Below are 360 nucleotides of genomic sequence, written 5' to 3'. Positions count from 1 at the left end.
AGGTCACACCTGTTCCCATACCGAACACAGAAGTTAAGCTCTCTAGCGCCGATGGTAGTTGGTCTTACGATCCGCGAGAGTAGGACGTTGCCGGGCAATATATACCCAGGAGGATTAGCTCAGCTGGGAGAGCATCTGCCTTACAAGCAGAGGGTCGGCGGTTCGAGCCCGTCATCCTCCACCATTTATTTATTATTATGCCGGAATAGCTCAACTGGTAGAGCAACTGACTTGTAATCAGTAGGTTGAGGGTTCAAGTCCTTTTTCCGGCACCATTTCTTTGAGCCATTAGCTCAGTTGGTAGAGCATTTGACTTTTAATCAAAGGGTCAGAGGTTCGAATCCTCTATGGCTCACCATT

3 tRNA genes and 1 rRNA gene are annotated in these 360 nt (G+C 48.3%); all 4 read left to right on the top strand.

Annotated features, from left to right (window positions below):
- Positions 1 to 96: ribosomal RNA gene (gene rrf / locus BFS35_RS13720) — 5S ribosomal RNA — on the top strand; the annotation flags it as partial.
- Between the two features lie 12 nt (positions 97 to 108).
- Positions 109 to 184: transfer RNA gene (locus BFS35_RS13715), tRNA-Val, on the top strand.
- Between the two features lie 15 nt (positions 185 to 199).
- Positions 200 to 275: transfer RNA gene (locus tag BFS35_RS13710), tRNA-Thr, on the top strand.
- A 7-nt stretch (positions 276 to 282) separates the two neighbouring features.
- Positions 283 to 358: transfer RNA gene (locus BFS35_RS13705), tRNA-Lys, on the top strand.
- Positions 359 to 360: the final 2 nt, after the last annotated feature.

It is taken from the genome of Macrococcoides goetzii (assembly GCF_002742385.2).
GTDB lineage: Bacteria > Bacillota > Bacilli > Staphylococcales > Staphylococcaceae > Macrococcoides > Macrococcoides goetzii.
The sequence above is the reverse complement of the archived record's forward strand: the minus strand, read 5'-3'. Positions and strand labels throughout refer to the sequence as shown.